Source organism: Pseudarthrobacter sp. B907 (genome assembly GCF_040137805.1).
Classification (GTDB): domain Bacteria; phylum Actinomycetota; class Actinomycetes; order Actinomycetales; family Micrococcaceae; genus Arthrobacter.
This window is the reverse complement of the sequence record NZ_JBEEQE010000004.1, coordinates 46,137-62,029: the sequence shown is the minus strand read 5'-3', so window position 1 is coordinate 62,029 and position 15,893 is coordinate 46,137. Positions and strand designations below refer to the sequence as shown.

Below are 15,893 nucleotides of genomic sequence, written 5' to 3'. Positions count from 1 at the left end.
TGCCCGAAGGCCCCGTGGCCGCCCGTCCTAGCGGAAGGCGGCCAGCCCGGTGATGTGCTGGCCCAAAACCAGGGTGTGAACCTCATCGGTGCCCTCGTAGGTGCGGACCGACTCCAGATTGGCGGCGTGCCGCAGCGGCGAGTAGCCCAGTGTGATGCCGTTCCCGCCCAGGATGGTGCGCGCCTCGCGGGCAATTGTGATCGCCTCCCGCACGTTGTTCAGCTTGCCGAGCGAGATCTGTTCCGGCCGCAGCGACCCGGCGTCCTTGAGCCGGCCCAGTTGCAGCGCCAGCAGCGTGCCCTTCTGGATCTCCAGCAGCATGTTCACCAGCTTCTCCTGGGTCAGCTGGTAGCCGGCCAGCGGCTTGCCGAACTGCAGCCGCTCCTGCGAGTACCGCAGCGCCGCCTCATACGAGTCCCGGGCGGCACCCATCGCGCCCCAGGCAATCCCGTACCGCGCCTCGTTCAGGCAGGAGAACGGGCCCCGCAGTCCCTGCGCCGCGGGCAGCATCGCCTCCGGGCCCAGCCGGACGCCGTCGAACGCCACGTCGCACTGGATCGAGGCGCGCATCGAGAGCTTCTGACCGATCGGCGTCGCGGTGACCCCGGGGGAGCCGGCGGGGACCAGGAAGCCGCGCACGCCGTCTTCGGTCATGGCCCAGACCACCAGGACGTCCGCCACCGAGGCCAGTCCGATCCAGCGCTTCGCCCCGTCCAGGACCCAGCCGGCGCCGTCGCCGGTCCCGTCCCGGCGGGCAAAGGTCTGCATGGCGGCGGGGTCCGAGCCCGCGGTGGGTTCGGTTAGGGCGAAGCAGCCGATCAGCTCGCCGGCAGCCATCCGGGGGAGCCACTCCTGCTTCTGCTCCTCCGAGCCCCATTTGTGGATGGCGGTCATCGCCAAGGAGCCCTGCACGGAGACGAACGTGCGGATGCCCGAATCGCCGGCCTCCAGCTCCATCGCCGCCAGGCCGTATTCCACCGCGGAGCGGCCCGGGCAGCCGAAGCCCTCCAGATGCATGCCGAGGACTCCGAGTTCGCCCAGTTCCGGGGCCAGCTCCAGCGGGAACACACCGTCCTCATACCAGCGCGCGATGCCGGGCCGGATCCGCTGGGTGGTGAAATCGCGGACCTTTTCCCGCACGGCCAGCTCGCCGGCGCTCAGCAGGGAGTCGATCGCCAGGACATCGGACACATCTGTTGCTGCAACACTGCTCATGGGAGCATCCTACGTTCCGGTGCGGGCGCCGTCCCCGACGTTCCTGCCCGGCTACTTCCGGACCCGCGCTCCGATCGCGGCCGACACGCAGGTGTCGCTGCCGGGCCCGGGGGCCGGCGGGAAAGTAACTGGGCTGGAGCGCCGCCGGCTGACCCCGGGCCTACACTGGTGCCATGGACACCGCTTCTGTGCTTGCCGTCTGCCGGGTACATCAGCTGCTCAGCGATGCCGGAAGCGTGGGCGTGACCGCGATCGACAAACGCCCCGTGGACGGTCCGGTCAAGGTGCACCGGCTGGGACTGCACGGCGACATCCAGGCCAGCCGCATCCACCACGGCGGCGAGGACCAGGCGCTCTATGCCTATTCCCAGGACGACGCCGACTACTGGGCTGAGGAGCTCGGCCGGGACATCCCGCCCGGGTACTTCGGCGAGAACCTGCGGGTCGCCGGCGTTGATGCCACCAACGCCGTGATCGGCGAACGCTGGAAGATCGGCCTCGACGTCGAAGTGGAGGTGACCTCGCCCCGGATGCCCTGTGCCACGTTCCAGCGGCGGATGCAGGTGCCGAACTGGGTAGCAAGGTTCGGCGAGGCCGGCCGGGTGGGCAGCTACCTGCGGGTGGTCCGGACCGGCACCATCGCGGCGGGGGACCATATCCACCGGATCTTTGTCCCCACCCACGGCGTCACCATCGGCAAGTGGTTCAGCGATCCCACGCTCGAGGACATGGAGGCCCTGCGGGACGCCGACGCCGACGGCGAAATCCGCCTCCAGCCTGAGTATCACGAGTATTTCGAGAAGCTGGGGCGCCGGCTGGGGCAGTAGCGGCGGAAACGGCAGTGTGCGCAAGCTCACCGCCGCAGGCGGGGCCTCCCGTTAGCACCTACGCCGCGGCATGCTCTACACTTGAAATATCCCCCACTCCGGAAATCCCTTATTCCTGCCCAATTCTTGAGGCAGGACTGGTAAGTGTTGGGGCCCGCAAAACTGTGTTGCGGGCATTTTCATAGGGAGAGCCGGCTAAAGAAAACGCTGTACAGACTGCTGGGATAGCAGCCAAGAGATGCAGCGGGAAGTCCTGCCACGGGATTGCGAAAGCGCCGGGCTTCTATGTGACCGGCCGGTCAAAGTATGCCCGGCACCATGTGTCACGCGTACTGCGGCTCCGCTCACCTCGGGTTGTGCCGCCTGGCCCCTATGGATGAGGAAGATTCCCCTATGCCCGAAAATCAGGACAACTCCGTCGACACCGAGACCACCAGCGCCGACGTCGAGTTCACCGCACCGGCTGCCCCCGCCGCAGCCGAGACCCCCGCTGACACCACCGCCGATAACTCCGGCGACGACGACGGCGGCCTCCGCTTCGTTGACCTCGGCATCGACGCCCGCGTCCTCGCCGCCCTGCAGGACGTCGGCTACGAGAAGCCGTCCCCGATCCAGGCAGCGACCATCCCGGTCCTGCTTGAGGGCCGCGACGTCGTCGGCCTGGCCCAGACCGGCACCGGTAAGACTGCAGCATTCGCAGTACCGGCGCTGTCCCGGCTGGCCGAACTCCACGACCTGAACGGCCCGTCCCGCAAGACGCAGGCCCTGGTCCTGGCTCCGACCCGCGAGCTCGCCCTCCAGGTCGCCGAAGCCTTCACCTCCTACGCCAAGCACATCGACGACTTCACCGTCCTGCCGGTCTACGGCGGCTCCGCCTACGGCCCGCAGCTGGCCGGCCTGCGCCGCGGCGCCCAGGTTGTAGTCGGTACCCCCGGCCGCGTGATCGACCACATCGCCAAGGGTTCCCTGGACCTGTCCGAACTCCAGTACCTCGTGCTGGATGAGGCCGACGAGATGCTGCGCATGGGCTTCGCCGATGACGTGGAGCAGATCTTCCAGCAGACCCCCGAGGGCCGCCAGGTTGCCCTGTTCTCCGCCACCATGCCGAGCCAGATCCGCCGGATGTCCAAGCAGTACCTGAACAACCCGGCCGAGATCCAGGTCAAGTCCAAGACCACCACCGGCGCCAACACCCGCCAGCGGTACCTGCAGGTCATGGGCCCGCACAAGCTCGACGCGCTGACCCGCATCCTCGAGGTTGAAGAGTTCGACGGCGTCATCGCCTTCGTCCGGACCAAGATGGCCACCGAGGACCTCGCGGACAAGCTACGCTCCCGCGGCTTCCAGGCCGCCGCCATCAACGGCGACATCCCGCAGCAGCAGCGTGAGCGCACGGTCGATGCACTCAAGGAAGGCCGCATCGACATCCTCGTGGCCACCGACGTCGCCGCCCGCGGCCTGGACGTCGAGCGGATCAGCCACGTGATCAACTACGACATCCCGCACGACACCGAGTCCTATGTGCACCGCATCGGCCGCACCGGCCGCGCGGGACGCTCCGGCGACGCCGTGCTGTTCATGACCCCGCGGGAGAAGTACCTGCTGCGTTCGATCGAGAAGGCCACCCGCCAGCCGGTCGAGCAGATGCACCTGCCCACTGCGGAGACGGTCAACACCCTGCGCCTGGGCAAGTTCGCGGACAAGATCACCGAGACCCTCGAGTCCGAGGACGTTTCGGCCTTCCGCGACCTGATCGCCTCCTACGAGGAAGAGCACAACGTTCCGGCCGCCGAGATCGCCGCCGCACTGGCCGTTATGGCGCAGGGCGGCCAGCCGCTCCTGGTCAAGGAACTGCCTGCCGCTCCGGAATTCCAGAAGCGCGAACGCTCCAAGGACGGCTTCGGCTCCCGCGGCCCGACCCGCACCCTGACCGAGGGCAACGCCACCTACCGGATCGCCGTCGGACGCCGCCAGCGCGTTATGCCGGGCTCCATCGTCGGCGCCATCGCCAACGAGGGCGGCATCTCCTCGGCCCAGATCGGCGGCATCGACATCCGCTCGGACCACTCCCTCGTGGAGCTTCCAGCGGACCTGAGCCCCGAGCAGCTGAAGGCCCTGTCCCGCACCCGGATCGGCGGCGAGCTGATCCACCTCGAGCTGGACAACGGCCGCAAGCCTTCCGGTGACCGCGGCGCCTACCAGGGCAACCGTGGCGGCGACCGCGGCGACCGCGGCGGGTACTCCGGCGGCAGCGGCAACTTCAAGGGCAACGGCGGCTTCAAGCGCGAATTCCGCAAGAACGACGGCGAGCGTTCCTCCGCGGACCGCGGCGGCCGCTCCTTCAGCGACCGCAACGAGCGCGGCGTCGGCGCGGACACCCGCAAGCCTCGCCACGAAGGCGGCTTCAAGCCCCGCAACAAGTGGTAACCATTAGCTCCTAGGCAGCACCAGAACGGGCCGGCTCTTTTGAGCCGGCCCGTTCCGCGTTTCCGGGCCGCGCGGCGCGGCATGCCGGTTCGGTGCAGGACCCGCGAGTCGGCTTCGTCACATACTGGTGCGGACCGGTCGGAGCGGGGCTGCGGAGGACGGTCGAAGGCCCCGGAAATCCCCGAAACCGCGCGGGTTTCGGCGCGATGGGCAGGGAAGATCGGCCGATTTGTTGGGAGCGGAATCTTCCGGTAGAGTATTTACTCGTTGCCCCCCTAGCTCAGTGGTAGAGCGCGTTCTTGGTAAGAACGAGGTCACCGGATCGATTCCGGTGGGGGGCTCGGAATGAGGGCCTGTGTCAAGGCGGTTTTTGACCGGCTTGGCGCAGGTTTTTCTCATTCGTGGCGGTGTAGCTCAGTTGGTTAGAGCGCACGACTCATAATCGTGAGGTCGGGAGATCGAGCCTCCCCACCGCTACAGAATGACCCCGCAGGCCGAGCCTGCGGGGTCTTTTTGTGTTCGAACGGGCCACACCCAGATGTTCCGGCGCTTTTGGCGCCCCGGGCGTCCAATTCCAGCCAGAGAAGTTATCCCAATGTTCACCGGAAAGGCGTGCGGGGAGGTAGGCTCTGCGCTCGGGGGGATATTGTGCGTTGGCTGTTGCTTGTGGTGATCATATTGGGGCTGTCCGGGTGCGGCGTGGTGGCTGCGCCTGCACCGGAAGCGACCCAACGAACCGTGCGTGCCGTCATCGGCCCGGACAATGTCGCCGTGACGATCCCCGCCAGACCCAACGGCACGCTCATGATTGCGGCCCACGGGCACGGCGGCACCGTCGAGGAGTGGCAGGCGGGCACCGACCAGGCGGCGCTGCTGGAGGCCCTGCTGGGGGCCGGCTACAGCATCGCCAGCTCGGACGCTGGCGGGAACGTATGGGGCGCCCCCGCCTCGGTCACAGCCTACGAGGACCTCCATCATTGGGCGGCGCGGGAAGCGGGTGCCCGGCATGTTGTTCTGCTGGGGCAATCGATGGGCGGGCTTCCCGCACTGCAGCTCGTCGGACGCATCCCGGCCACCGCGTTCGTGGGGATTTACCCCGTCTGCAACCTCGCGACCATGACCGACAAATTTCCCACTTTCCGGCAGGCATGGCCCGATGGCGCCCCCGCAGACCTTTCGCCGGTCAGCCCGCCCTACCCGCCCGGGTTCCGGGCGCTGTTCTTCGCGTCGCCGCAGGACACCACCGTTCCCAAAGCCACCAATACGGACACTTGTGCTGCCGTTGCAGCCGCCGCGGGAGCCGACGTGACGGTAGTGGCGGCCGAAGGTGAGCACGGTGATCCCTCCGTGTTCCAGCCTGCCAGGGTTGTTGAGTTCCTCAGCGCCGGTTGACGCCTAACCGCCCGCGTCTACGCCGAACTCTGCCGGGAACACGCTAGGCCTTCCTGGGGAAGTGGGGGGCATCTGGTGCGGCTCCGGTTCAAGTGGGACAGAATGGGACGATGACGCGAATCGCAATCATCGGCGGCCACGGCAAGGTGGCTTTGGAACTCTCCGGCATCCTGACCAAGGACGGAGCCGAGGTGACATCGATCATCCGCAATCCGGATCACCGCGACGACGTGGCTGCCACCGGCGCCACCCCGGCGGTCCTGGATGTGGAGAGGTCCACGACGGCGGAACTCGCCGCGGCACTGACGGGACACGACGCCGTCGTTTGGTCCGCCGGAGCCGGCGGTGGCAGCCCGGAACGCACCTACGCGGTGGACCGGGACGCGGCGATCCGATCCATGGACGCCGCAGCGGAAGCCGGCGTGCCCCGTTACGTCATGGTCTCCTATCTGGGGGCTGGGCCGGACCACGGCGTCCCTGCGGACAACAGCTTCCACGCCTACGCGGAGGCCAAGGCCGCTGCGGACGCCTACCTGCGCGGCACCGGCCTGGCCTGGACCATCCTGGGACCAGGGTCCCTCACGGACGGCCCCGGTAACGGACTGATCGACGTCGCCCCGGCGGACACTTCAGCCGGCACCGGTACCGCGCGGGCCAACGTGGCCCTGGTGGCCGCCGCCGTCCTGGGACTGCCCCAGACTGCCGGCCGGACCATCGAATTCCGGGACGGGACGCTGCCGCTGGCCGCGGCGCTGGAGCCGGCGACGTAACGGCGCGCAAGACCTTTCCGCTGTAGACGCAAAAAGAGCCGGACCTTTCGGATCCGGCTCTTTTTGCGTCTGGTGGCTCTCAGGCCTGGCGGGCGGGGCGCCCTAGGACAACTGGGCGGCGAACATGCGGCCGAGGTAACCCTCGTTGGGCTGCATGCCCGTGCCCGAGTAGGCCCACAGCGAGCCGTCCGGCCGGCGGGCGACGATGTCGGGGTAGCGGTCACCGTTGAGGTTCCAGGCACCACGCACGGCGTCGTAGATGTTCCACCCGGTCCCGACCTTCCGGGGCGTGGAGAGCCGGCCCGCACCATCACCGGGGTAGAGCAACAACGTCCCGTCGGGGAGCCGTGCCAGCACGTCGTTCTTGCCGTCCGCGTTGTAGTCCCCGACGCCGAAGAGCTGGTCGAAGACCTCCCAGCCGAAATTGCCGATCTTCGTGGGTATGCCGAGCCCGGAACTGGTGCCGTCGACGCGGCCGGTTCCGGGGTACACCCAGAGGGAGCCGTCGGAGCCCCGCGCCAGAAGGTCGTTCTTGCCGTCGCCCGTCAGGTCGCCGGTCCCGGAAAGCGTCGTGAACGCCTCCCAGCCGAAGTTGCCGATCTTCCGCCCCGGCGCATAGCCGTTACTGGTCGAGTTCACCTGCCCGGTGCCGGAGTACAGCCACAGGGACCCGTCAGGCATGCGGGCAATCAGATCATTCCTGCCGTCGCCGTCCAGGTCGCCCACGCCGGTCAGGGCGTTGAAGGCATCCCAGCCGAAGTTGCCGATCCGCACTCCGGCGCCGTACGACCCGGTGCCATTGCCGGCGTAGAACCACAGGGTCCCACCGGATCCTCGCGCGATCAGGTCCGCGATGCCGTCGCCGTTGAAGTCGGGCGTGGCGACGAGCATGTCGAAGGCATCCCAGCCGAAGTTGCCGATCTTGCGGCCGCCGGAATAGCCTTCGTCACGCATGCCGGTTCCTGCGTAGAAGTAGACCGAACCGTCGGGCTGGTTGGCGATCATATCCGCCATCCGGTCGCCGTTGGCGTCCCCGGTGCCCAGGATGGTGGTGTAGATGCCCCACCCCGACCCGATCTTGGTGGCGTTGATAAGTTTCGCCTGCCCGGTGTTCGAATACATCCACAACGTGCCGTCCGGTTTCCGGCCGGCAAGGTCGTTGGTGCCGTCGCCGTTGAAGTCCTGGAGGGCGATCAGCTGGTCGAAGATCTGCCAGCCGAAATCGATCTCGCGCGCCGCGCCGGGCCGGCCCGTGGCGGTGCCTGGGTAGAGCACCAGCACGCCGTCCGGACGCCGGGCGAGCAGATCCGGTCGGCCATCGCCGTCGAAGTCGCGGACCCCCAGGAGCGCATCGAACGCGTCCCAGCCGAAGTCGCCGACCTTCACACCGCCGGAGTACCCCTCGCTGGTGGCTGATACGGAGCCGTTTCCGGCGTAGAACCACAGCGACCCGTCCCATTTGCGGGCTATCAGGTCGTTTCGTCCATCGCCGTTGAAATCACCCACGCCGATGACGCTGTCGAAGATCTCCCAGCCCGTTCCAATCCGTCGGCCCGCACCCTGACGGCCGGTTCCGTCGCCGGGGTAGAACCAAAGCTCACCGTTGGCCTTGCGCTGGAGGACGTCCGGGATGCCGTCGCCGTTGAAGTCACCGGGAGCGATGAGCAGAGGCTTGGCAGGGGGAAGGGTGTCAATGGTGATGCCGGCGGCGACGTCGGAGATCCAGTCCACGGTCACCCTGGTGCCGGCGTGGGTGGTGAAGGTTTGACCGGCCTGCCAGGCGGCGTTCGAGGTGTAGTACGTCGAGTAATAGGTGGTGGTGCTGGGCGGCAGCGAAATCGAGCCTGCGCCGAACGACTGGACGATCTTGACGCCGCGGTTCCCGTTGACGGCGGCGGCGGCGTCGCCGCCGATCGGGAGGCGGAGCTCGACGTAGTAGATCTCCCCGCTGAGCGGGTCGGTGAATTTCACGGCCCGGTTGTCGGCCGCGCTGCTCCAGGCCTGCAATTGGTAGGAGGCTTTTCCGGAGGCCGTTCCGATGTTGTAGACCTCGTTGCCTGCGCCGAACCCGCCGTATTCGTACATTGGCGAACTGATGACCGGGCGGCTCAGCTGCGAGACGCCCATCAGGTCCAGGTTGTCCTTGTACTCCTGGACCGAGCAGCTTGGGTCGGCGAAGGAACCGTCGGCGTTGGTCGCCACGTCCACCGCCCCGCTGGTGCACTGCAGCGCGTTGGCGTGCATAAGGCCCAGCACGTGTCCGAACTCGTGCGACAGCACACTCTTGGTCAAGTTGGCAGGAAGGGGCATGATGACTTTTCCGCTGGTCCCGCTATAGCTCCAGCCCGCGCCGTAGGCTCCATCGGAAAGAGTGCCCGTCGACACGAAAACCACCAGGGCCGTGTTGGAGCTGGGGGCCCAGCCCAGTTCGGTCGTGATGGTGTTCATCATGTCCGAATAACGTTGGGTGGACGTCGCCTTGCTGGTGGGGTACTCCACCGACGCGACGCTCATGGACAGGCGCCCATTGGACTCGGCCTGCCAGTAGTCGCTGCTGGTGGTGATCGCGGCCCTTGCATCTGTTTCGGAGATAGCCGCTTTTTTGTCGGCCAGCTGCACCAGCGCCAGCCGGACCTTGATGTCACCCCGGCGGTCAAGGGCGTAGGCCTCGGTCGAAATTGCCGGGCGGGTCGGCACACCCTTGTTGCCCGCGGGCGGCGGCGTCTCGAAAGTGTGCTCGACCAGTGGCGCATCGCCGGGCGCAGCCGCGTCCTGCGAGGGAACCGCGGTAGTGCCGGCGGGCGCCGGGACGCCCGGCTGCGGGGGAGCCGAGATGACCGTCGTCGACGTGGGATCAGTCGGCGAGGGCGCCGCGGGGGACGTGGCACTGGTTCCAGAAGCCGTCGGCGCGGCAGTTGGCGTTGCCACCGGGGTCGCCGGAGCAGGCGTCACCGCGGCAGTCGGGGCGGGCGCAGGTTCGGCTGACGCCGGCGAACTTGTGACAGCGGGCAAGGTGGCCAGAGAAAGGACCAGCGCTACGATCCACGCGGTCCTCTTCCGTATTGAGTTCACTGTGTGTCTTTCATGAGACCGCCGCCCCGCTGAAGGCTCAGCGAAACGGCCGGGAGACCGGGAAGTGAGGCCAGTCTACGGACGGCACGCCGCCAGACCCGGCAAGCTGCAACAATCTTTCGGCTTAGTTGGCGAATCGTTGCCGAAACTTGAGCAAAGCCTGCGGCGGTCCCGGCGATGCGGCAATCCTGCGTTACCGGGGCAGCTCCAGTTCCAAGGCATTCGCCTCGACGAAGTCCAGGGCGTGCCGGATGGCGCCGACCGTGACGATCCCGTCCCCCAGCGGCGAAACCGTCACCCGCGGGGGAGTGGCGGTGAAGCGCGGCAGCGCGGCGGCGATGCCGGGCAGCAGTGCCCCGGCCGAGTCCGCGACGGCGCCGCCGATCACCACCTGCTCGGGGTTGAGCAGGCTGGCGATCGCGGCGATCACCCGGGCCATCCGCTCCGCGAGCCGGTCCAGGATGGCCAGTGCGGCGGGCTCCCCGGCGGCGGCTTCCTCGAAGACCCGCAGCGCGCTTGCCTCGCCGCCGGAAGCGGGTCCGCCGGACGCGGCCTGCCATTGCCGGGCGAGGCTCGCAATGCCGTCGCTGGAGCCGACGCCCTCCACCATGTCCAGGAATCCCATCTCGCCGGCGCCGCCGCCGCGGCCGTGCAGCAGCCGGCCGGACTCCAGCACGCCCGCGCCGAGCCGCTCGCCGGCCAGCAGTACCACGAGGTCGTCCACGCCCGCGCCGGAGCCGCGCCAGCGTTCGCCGAGCGCGGCCAGGTTGGCGTCGTTCTCCAGCAGCACCGGCCAGCCGTGCAGGTCCTGCAGGGCCGAGCGCAGCCCGACGTCGAACAGGCTCCAGAAGTGCTGGGCGGCCAGTACCTTGCCGTCGCGGTCCACCGGGGCGGCAATGCCGGCGCTCACGGCCAGGACGTTTCCGGGGGCCTCACCGGCGGCTGCCAGCGCATCCCGGCACGCACGGTCGACGACGCCGATCCGCTCGCCGGCGGGGATGTCCGCGGCGCGGAAGTGCCCGCTGGCGCGGCCAAGAACGGTGCCGCGCAGGTCCGCGACCGCGGCCGTGGTGGTGGCGGCGCCGATGTCGATGCCGAGGACGACGCCGGCCCGGGCCCGGAGTTCGAAGCGCCGCGCCGGCCGGCCTTTCTGCGGGCTGCCGGCTGCCTGGCCCCCGGCGTCAGCCGCATCCCTGCGCGGTGCGTCCAGCTCCCTGATCCAGCCGCGCCGGATCAGGTCCTCGCAGACGGCGATCACCGAGGCCCGGGTCAGGCCGGTTGCCGCCATCAGCTCCGTTCCGGTGGCCACCTCGGTGCCGCGGATGGCGGCCAGCACCGCCTGGGCGTTGACCCGGCGCAGCAGCTGGGGTGTGGCGGCGGCCTGGCGCTTCGGAATCTTGACCTCCCCATGAGTGCGGACCCATAATTGATCCGGCAATAGATTTAGCTTCTATCTAAATTATCAGACACGCTGTTATCAGACACCGCACCCCAGCCCCGAAGGATTCACCTTGTCGAACACCGCCACGCTGGCAACCCTGTCCGGTTCCGACCTCGCCGCCGACCCCAACTGGTGGCGCCAGGCGTCCGTGTACCAGATCTACCCGCGCAGCTTCTCCGACTCGAACGGTGACGGCCTCGGCGACATCAAGGGCATCACGGCCAAGGTGCCGTACCTGCAGGCCCTCGGCATCGATGCCGTCTGGCTCTCCCCGTTCTACCCCTCGGCCCTGGCCGACGGGGGCTACGACGTCGACGACTACCGCGACGTCGACCCCAAGCTCGGCACGCTGGAGGACTTCGACGAGATGTCCGCCGCGCTGCACGCCGCCGGCATCAAGCTGATCGCGGACATCGTCCCGAACCACTCCTCCAACCGCCACGTCTGGTTCCAGGAGGCCCTCGCCTCTCCGCGCGGCTCGGACGCCCGGGAGCGCTACATCTTCCGCGATGGGCTTGGGCAAAACGGCGAGATCCCGCCGTCGGACTGGGAATCCGTCTTCGGCGGACCGGCCTGGGAGCGCATCACCGAACCCGACGGCACGCCCGGCCAGTGGTACATGCACATCTTCGCCAAGGAACAGCCGGACCTGAACTGGTCCAACCGCGAGATCCGCGATGACTTCCTCAAGACCCTGCGCTTCTGGTCCGACCGCGGCGTGGACGGCTTCCGCGTGGACGTCGCGCACGCCCTGACCAAGGACCTCACCGAACCGCTGCTGTCCAAGGTCGAACTGAGTGAGGCCAACTCCGGCACTGACGGCTTCGACGACGGCTCGCACCCGTTCTGGGACCGCGACGAGGTGCACGAGATCTACGTCGAATGGCGCGAGGTCTTCAACGAATACAACCCGCCGCGCACCGCCGTCGCCGAGGCGTGGGTGCACGCGTCCCGCCGCGCGCGCTACGCCAGCCCGCAGGGGCTGGGCCAGGCCTTCAACTTCGACCTGCTGCAGGCCGACTTCGATGCCGACGAGTTCCGCGAAATCATTACCCGCAACCTCGCCGAGGCCACCGAGTCCGGCGCCTCCTCCACCTGGGTCTTCTCCAACCACGACGTCGTCCGGCACGCCACCCGTTACGGCCTGCCCAAGGGCGGCGGCCGGCACGCCAAGGGCCAGGACGGCAAGGGCTGGCTGCTGGCCGGCGCCCCGGCCGAGGAACTCGATGTCGACCTGGGCCTGCGCCGCGCCCGCGCCGCGACCCTGCTGATGCTGGCCCTGCCCGGCTCCGCCTACCTGTACCAGGGCGAGGAACTGGGCCTGCAGGAAGTCGCCGAGATCCCGGACGCCGAGCGCCAGGACCCCACCTTCTTCCGCAACAAGGGCGTGGAGATCGGCCGCGACGGCTGCCGGGTGCCGCTGCCCTGGTCCCCGGAGGGTTCCTCCTTCGGCTTCGGCGACGGCGGCGCCCACCTGCCGCAGCCGGCATGGTTCTCCCGCTACGCCGTGGCCGCCCAGGACGGCGCCGAAGGCTCCACCCTGGAGTTCTACCGCAAGGCCCTCAAGCTGCGCCGCGAACTGCAAACCTCCGAAGAGCTGGAATGGCTGGAGACCGGCCACGCGGACGTGCTGCACTTCCGCCGCCACGGCGGCTGGCAGTCCGTGACCAACTTCGGGGACGACGCCGTCCAGCTGCCCGCCGGCGAGGTGCTGATCAGCAGCGGCCCGCTGGACGGACAGCTGCTCCCGGGCAACACCACCGTCTGGCTCCGGTGAGCACCCAGGAACTGATCCCCAGCCAGGAACTGATTTATGGCTGCATGGGCCTGGGCGGGAGCTGGTCGGCGGAGCCGTACTCGTCCGCGCACGTGGACGAGGCGGCCGCCGCCGTCGACGCCGCCCTGCAGGCCGGCATCACGCTGTTCGACCACGCCGACATTTACCGCAGCGGCAAGGCCGAGGCGGTCTTCGGCGAGGTCCTGGCGCAGACCCCGGGCCTGCGGGAGCGGATCCGGCTGCAGACCAAATGCGGCATCCGGCTGGGGGAACAGGGCCTCGACGCGTACTACGACCTGAGCCGGGAGGGCATCCTGGACCGGGTCAACGAAAGCCTGGCCCGGCTTAAGACGGACTACGTGGACGTGCTCATGCTGCACCGGCCCGACCCGCTGGTGGATCCCGCCGAGGTTGCCTCCGCCGTCGGCCAGCTGATGGCCGAGGGCAAAATCCGCGCGGTCGGCGTGTCCAACATGTCAGCGCCGCAGATTGAGCTGCTGCAGGACCGGCTCGAGGCTCCTGTGGTGGCCAACCAGTTGGAGATGAGCCTGTCCGCACGGGCCTGGCTGGAAAGCACCGTGCTGGTCAACCACGCCGAGGGCACGGACTACAGCTTCCCGCACGGCACCGTGGAGCATTGCGTGCGGAACGGCATCACCCTGCAGGCCTACGGGGCCCTCTCCCGCGGGCTCTACACCGGAGCGCCGGCGCCCGCCCCGAGCGCCGCGGAGGAGGCCACCGCCGCCCTCGTGGCCGAGATGGCCGCGGCGAAGGGCACCACGGGCGAGGCGGTGCTGCTGGGCTGGCTGATGAAGCACCCGGCCGGGATCGCCCCGGTGATCGGCACGGCCAAACCCGAAAGGATCCTGGCCTGCGCCGGGGCCGCCGAGGTGGCCGCCGCCATGACCCGCGCCGAGTGGTACCGGCTCTGGATCACGGCCCGGGGCAGCAACATCCCCTAGGCACGCACCGGCGTCGTGTTCCGCCCACCTGGCTCGCAGTTGTTGCCGTTTAGACCGCTCTAAACGGCAACAACTGCGGGCCAGTTTCGTGTCCGGGGGTGATTTTGGTCGTATTGGTCGCCCCGAACGGGGGTATTACTTGGCGGCGGGCCGGTCCGGGCGGCTAGCGTAGAGACATGACCTCTACCACCACCGCCGGGATTGTCCGGCCCCAGCGCAACGTCCCGGCCGAAATCGCCCGCTCCTGGCTGCTGGTCAACGCCATGAAGCCCGAACTTTTCGGCCAATCGGCGGAGTCCCGCGCGGACGCCATCATCCTGGACATCGAAGACGCGGTGGATCCCTCGCAGAAGGATGCCGCCCGCGAGCACGTCGTGGACTGGCTGACCGCCGGCGGCAGCGCCTGGGTCCGGATCAACGATGCCACCAGCCCCTTCTGGGCCGATGACCTCGCCGGACTCCGCGGCACGCCCGGACTGCTCGGCGTGATGCTCGCCAAGACCGAATCCGCGGACCAGGTCACCGAAAGCTTCCACCGCATGGACGGCAAGACCCCGGTCATCCCGCTGGTCGAATCCGCCGTCGGCATCGAGGAAGCCAACAACATCGCCCGGGCCCAGGGCGCGTTCCGGCTGGCGTTCGGCTCGGGCGACTTCCGCCGCGACACGGGCATGGCCGCCACCCCGGAGGCGATGGCCTACCCGCGGGCCAAGCTCGTCGTCGCCAGCCGCGTCGGCAACCTGCCCGGCCCGATCGACGGCCCCACGGTCGGCACCAACCACCCGATCCTGCGCGAGCAGACCGGCATCACCGTGATGATGGGCATGACCGGCAAGCTCTGCCTCGCCATCGACCAGACCCACGTGATCAACGAGGTCATCAGCCCCACCCCGTCCGACGTCGCCTGGGCCACCGACTTCATGGCCGACTTCGAGGCCAACGGCCGCGTGATCCGGGACGGCTCCGACCTGCCGCGACTGGGCCGCGCCGAAAAGATCATGAAGCTCGCGGTAGCCTTTGGGGTGCAGCCGGCCCTGTAGCTGGACCCGAACCGAGGAGACCCCGTGACCGATGCCCGCTATCTGGTCCACGGGGTCTTTTGGGATGGTCACCCGCCGGCCGCGGAGCACGACGCCGGCGGCGCGGCCCTCCGCCTGCAGGACCCCTCGGGCGGCTTCACCGAGGTGGCGCTCGACGCCGGCACGCGGCTGGGCTTCCGGCTCGCCACGCCGGGTAAGCACTGCCTGGGCCACCACAAGGTGCACGGCCCCGCGGACCGGGACCACGTCGTCTGCCCGGACCAGGCCCCGGCCGCCCGCGGAAACCAGTGCGGGCCGTGTTTCGCCGTCGACGATTCACGGCTGATCCACGATTTCCACCGCGGCGGGCGCGTCCCGCCCGGCTTGCGCGCCTACCTGATGCAGCCGCACTGGCTCTACATCGCCACCTTCGCCAGCGGCGCCTGCAAGGTGGGCACCGCCTCACAGCTGCGGAAATGGCACCGGCTCGCGGAGCAGGGCGCCGTCGTCGCCCGCTACGTCGCCCGCGCCGGGGACGGCCGGATCGTCCGGATCCTGGAGGACCAGGTCACCCGCGACGCCGGGCTGCCGCAGCAGGTCCGCTCGGCTGCGAAGGCCGCCGGACTCACGGCACCGGCTGCCGCCACAGAACTCGATGGGCTGAACTCCCGGCTCGCCGCGGAGGTCCGGACCCTGCTCGCCGGCGCCGGCGTGGAGGGCTTCGACGTGGTGGACGAACGCTGGCAGCGGCCCGGGCTGGCCGATGCCGCCTGCACACCCGCTGCCCGGCATGCCTACCCGCACGACCTCGGCGCCGACGCCCACGGCTTCGTCGTGTCGTCGCTGAGCGGCAGCATTGCGCTCGCCCGGCTCGACGGCGCCGACCTTGACTTTGTGGTCAACCTCGGCGGGCTGAAGGCGCGAATGATCGAACTCGGCGACCACGGCTCCGAGGTCCCCGCAGTCCAGGAGTCCCTGTTCTGAACTGCCC

At 68.9% G+C, this 15,893-nt stretch carries 11 protein-coding genes and 2 tRNA genes; 10 read left to right on the top strand and 3 right to left on the bottom strand.

Translation table 11 applies throughout. The features are described from left to right. Window positions 1–27: 27 nt before the first annotated feature. Window positions 28–1,215: an acyl-CoA dehydrogenase family protein gene (locus tag ABLI39_RS04685; RefSeq protein ID WP_349412267.1), complete on the bottom strand. Its 1,188-nt coding sequence runs from the start codon at window positions 1,213–1,215 to the stop codon at window positions 28–30. A gap of 173 nt (window positions 1,216–1,388) precedes the next feature. Here ABLI39_RS04685 and ABLI39_RS04680 point away from each other — a divergent pair, with 173 nt between their 5' ends. From ABLI39_RS04680 to ABLI39_RS04655, 6 genes are all read left to right on the top strand, one after another. Then, a complete protein-coding gene (locus ABLI39_RS04680; protein WP_349412266.1) occupies window positions 1,389–2,042 on the top strand; it encodes an MOSC domain-containing protein in 654 nt (217 codons plus the stop codon). Window positions 2,043–2,435: 393 nt separating this feature from the next. Then, the gene (locus tag ABLI39_RS04675; RefSeq protein ID WP_349412265.1) at window positions 2,436–4,469 is read left to right on the top strand and encodes a DEAD/DEAH box helicase; all 2,034 of its coding nucleotides are present in this window, start codon (window positions 2,436–2,438) and stop codon (window positions 4,467–4,469) included. Between the two features lie 269 nt (window positions 4,470–4,738). Then, window positions 4,739–4,810: transfer RNA gene (locus tag ABLI39_RS04670), tRNA-Thr, on the top strand. Between the two features lie 62 nt (window positions 4,811–4,872). Continuing rightward, window positions 4,873–4,946: transfer RNA gene (locus tag ABLI39_RS04665), tRNA-Met, on the top strand. A gap of 294 nt (window positions 4,947–5,240) precedes the next feature. Next, complete coding sequence (locus ABLI39_RS04660) at window positions 5,241–5,861, top strand: alpha/beta hydrolase (RefSeq protein ID WP_349412264.1); 621 nt, start codon at window positions 5,241–5,243, stop codon at window positions 5,859–5,861. A 110-nt stretch (window positions 5,862–5,971) separates the two neighbouring features. Beyond that, window positions 5,972–6,631 (top strand): NAD(P)H-binding protein, encoded by a 660-nt coding sequence (locus ABLI39_RS04655; protein ID WP_349412263.1) that lies wholly within the window; start codon window positions 5,972–5,974, stop codon window positions 6,629–6,631. A gap of 102 nt (window positions 6,632–6,733) precedes the next feature. Here ABLI39_RS04655 and ABLI39_RS04650 read toward each other — a convergent pair whose 3' ends face one another. Beyond that, window positions 6,734–9,559, bottom strand: a complete 2,826-nt coding sequence (locus ABLI39_RS04650; RefSeq protein ID WP_349412262.1) for an FG-GAP-like repeat-containing protein — start codon at window positions 9,557–9,559, stop codon at window positions 6,734–6,736. Between the two features lie 337 nt (window positions 9,560–9,896). Then, a complete protein-coding gene (locus ABLI39_RS04645; protein WP_349412261.1) occupies window positions 9,897–11,141 on the bottom strand; it encodes an ROK family protein in 1,245 nt (414 codons plus the stop codon). Between the two features lie 73 nt (window positions 11,142–11,214). Here ABLI39_RS04645 and ABLI39_RS04640 point away from each other — a divergent pair, with 73 nt between their 5' ends. The 4 genes from ABLI39_RS04640 (at window position 11,215) to ABLI39_RS04625 (ending at window position 15,886) form a co-directional block, all read left to right on the top strand. After that, window positions 11,215–12,921 (top strand): glycoside hydrolase family 13 protein, encoded by a 1,707-nt coding sequence (locus ABLI39_RS04640; RefSeq protein ID WP_349412260.1) that lies wholly within the window; start codon window positions 11,215–11,217, stop codon window positions 12,919–12,921. Next, window positions 12,918–13,883, top strand: a complete 966-nt coding sequence (locus ABLI39_RS04635) for an aldo/keto reductase (protein WP_349412259.1) — start codon at window positions 12,918–12,920, stop codon at window positions 13,881–13,883. The genes ABLI39_RS04640 and ABLI39_RS04635 overlap by 4 nt, the downstream gene beginning before the upstream one ends. 176 nt (window positions 13,884–14,059) lie before the next feature. Continuing rightward, on the top strand, window positions 14,060–14,923 hold the full coding sequence (locus ABLI39_RS04630) for an HpcH/HpaI aldolase/citrate lyase family protein (RefSeq protein WP_349412258.1): 864 nt from the start codon (window positions 14,060–14,062) through the stop codon (window positions 14,921–14,923). Window positions 14,924–14,947: 24 nt separating this feature from the next. After that, window positions 14,948–15,886 carry a DUF2797 domain-containing protein gene (locus ABLI39_RS04625; protein WP_349412257.1) on the top strand — a complete coding sequence of 313 codons (939 nt, stop codon included), beginning with the start codon at window positions 14,948–14,950 and terminating at the stop codon, window positions 15,884–15,886. The last annotated feature ends 7 nt before the right edge of the window (window positions 15,887–15,893 follow it).

Coding starts and splice junctions, on each gene's coding strand:
- ABLI39_RS04655 (WP_349412263.1), top strand. CDS start 5,972: ATGACGCGAATCGCAATCATCGGCGGCCACGGCAAGGTGGCTTTGGAA.
- ABLI39_RS04685 (WP_349412267.1), bottom strand. CDS start 1,215: ATGAGCAGTGTTGCAGCAACAGATGTGTCCGATGTCCTGGCGATCGAC.
- ABLI39_RS04680 (WP_349412266.1), top strand. CDS start 1,389: ATGGACACCGCTTCTGTGCTTGCCGTCTGCCGGGTACATCAGCTGCTC.
- ABLI39_RS04630 (WP_349412258.1), top strand. CDS start 14,060: ATGACCTCTACCACCACCGCCGGGATTGTCCGGCCCCAGCGCAACGTC.
- ABLI39_RS04675 (WP_349412265.1), top strand. CDS start 2,436: ATGCCCGAAAATCAGGACAACTCCGTCGACACCGAGACCACCAGCGCC.